The organism is Marinomonas sp. KMM3893, from assembly GCF_004352855.1.
Taxonomy (GTDB): Bacteria; Pseudomonadota; Gammaproteobacteria; order Pseudomonadales; family Marinomonadaceae; genus Marinomonas; species Marinomonas arenicola.
Genome location: NZ_SJSC01000013.1, coordinates 1 through 2,152, shown reverse-complemented (window position 1 = coordinate 2,152; position 2,152 = coordinate 1). Strand labels below are relative to the sequence as shown.

The 2,152-nt window shown below is 29.6% G+C and carries 1 protein-coding gene and 2 pseudogenes; 2 read left to right on the top strand and 1 reads right to left on the bottom strand.

Annotated features, from left to right (window positions below; translation table 11 throughout):
* The coding region (locus E0D71_RS17340; protein ID WP_243712081.1) for an NADH dehydrogenase subunit 5 at positions 1-772 on the bottom strand (772 nt) is incomplete at its 3' end.
* Positions 773-1,578: 806 nt separating this feature from the next.
* On the opposite strand from E0D71_RS17340, the pseudogene E0D71_RS17520 reads away from it, so the two are divergent.
* Positions 1,579-2,016 (top strand): annotated as a pseudogene (locus E0D71_RS17520) (cytochrome b N-terminal domain-containing protein); the annotation flags it as partial.
* A pseudogene (locus E0D71_RS17320) lies at positions 2,014-2,152 on the top strand (cytochrome b); the annotation flags it as partial. The pseudogenes E0D71_RS17520 and E0D71_RS17320, both read left to right, overlap by 3 nt.

The window sequence follows — 2,152 nt, the reverse complement described above, 5'->3', positions numbered from 1 at the left end:
GAAAAGTCCTTATTAAGGTAATAATTTTTTCATTAAATTTCAAAAATACTATCAAAGGGGTTTCAAATAAACAATAAGAAAGAACCAGGCCTCCCGTTAAAGTAAAACCAAATAAAAGAAATTTAGATTTAAATATATAATCCACAGATTCATAAATCCCTCCGAGAGGCCTACTTTGACTCTCATTTAAAAACCTAAAATAATATAAACGCATAGAATAAGAGCCAGAAAGTCCTACTCTAAAAGCTATCAAATATAAAAAAATCAAACTATAACTAGAACTGTAACCTATTTCTATAATAGCGTCCTTAGAATAAAATCCCGCTAAAAAAGGAAATCCACATAAAGCTAAATTGCAGATATTTATCAAAGTTCTAGCAAAAAGTCTTCCTTTTAATGAACCTCCCAAAAACCGCAAATCTTGTAAACCTTGATTCTGATGAATAACATCTCCTCTACATATAAATAGTAAAGACTTAAATATAGCGTGAGTTAAAAGATGAAAAAAAGTAATTAAAATAAGACCTAATCCTAAACTTGTTATTATTAACCCTAATTGCCTTAAAGTAGAAAGAGCAATAATCTTTTTTATATCTTGTTCTAAATTAGCCCTCAATCTTGCTATGATTATAGTTCTAAGCCCTAATAAAAAAACTAAATAAGATAAACCTGCTATTTCAATAATAAAATTTAAGCGCAAAAGAATATAAATACCCGCAGTAACAAGAGTAGAAGAATGGACTAATGCTCTAACAGGAGTAGGAGCAGCTATAGCCCGAGGTAATCAAGCCGAAAAAGGAATCTGAGCTCTTTTAGTAATAGCGGCTAATAATAGTATTAACCCAAAAAATATTAAATTTTCATCAGTTATTTCACTAAGAATATCTAAAAATTTTCAACCCCCTCATTCCACTCTTAAACCTACTAAAATTAAAATAGCCCCATCTCCCACACGATTCCTAAGCCCCGTAATTATAGCCCTTCTCACAGAATTACTATTTTGATAAAAAATAACCAACAAAAAAGAAACCAAACCAAGTCCATCTCACCCTAATATAATTCTAACTAAATTAAGTCTAAAAACTACTAAAAGTATTCTTATAATAAATATAAATAATAAGACTAAAAAAAGAAATTTCCTACGTTCTTCTTCTATGTAGGTACCCCTATAATAAATAATCGACCCTCTAATTAAGCAAATGAAAGAACAAAAAAGTATTGATATCTTATCTAAATAAAGAGTAAATCTTATTGAAAAAGGCCCTAATAATAAAAAATTAAAATCTATTAAAATTCTAATATAATTCATTAACATAAAAAGCCCAAACACAAATCTTACCCTCCCCATAAAAATAAAAAATAAAGAAATTATATTATAAAGAAAACTATATTTTATAAAAATAGCTCTAGTAGTTTATTAAAATATTATCCTTGTAAGATAAAGAAGAGTATCCTAGAGTACTGATTACTAAACCCCAACTAACCAATCCTATTTTTAAGGTTATTAATAATATATTAGTAAATCTCCCCACCCCCCCTAATATTACATCTATGTGAAATTTTGGATCTCTTCTAGGACTGTGCCTAATAATTCAAATTTTAACAGGACTATTTTTATCTTTCCATTACCTAAATACAATAGAAGATGCATTTAGAAGAGTAATCCATATTTCCCGAGATGTTTCATTCGGATGATTATTACGAGTTATACATGCGAATGGAGCTTCTTTTTTCTTTATCTGTATCTATATTCACATTGGGCGAGGAATCTACTATAACTCATTCCGCTCCTCTAAAGTATGAATTTCAGGAATTATTATTTTATTTATTTTAATAGCAACAGCTTTTGTAGGATATGTCCTTCCTTGGGGTCAAATATCCTTCTGAGGTGCTACAGTAATCACCAGTTTATTTTCAACTATCCCCTATTTAGGGCAAGACCTAGTCCAATGACTATGAGGAGGATTTTCAGTGGATAGCCCCACCCTTACTCGATTTTTTGCTTTCCATTTCATTTTACCTTTTATTCTTATAGCTATAGTAGGAATTCATTTAATTTTTCTTCATGAGAATGGGTCCAATAATCCTTTAGGATTAAATTCAGCCCCTGAAAAAATCCCTTTTCACCCTTATTACACCTTCAAAGATCTAG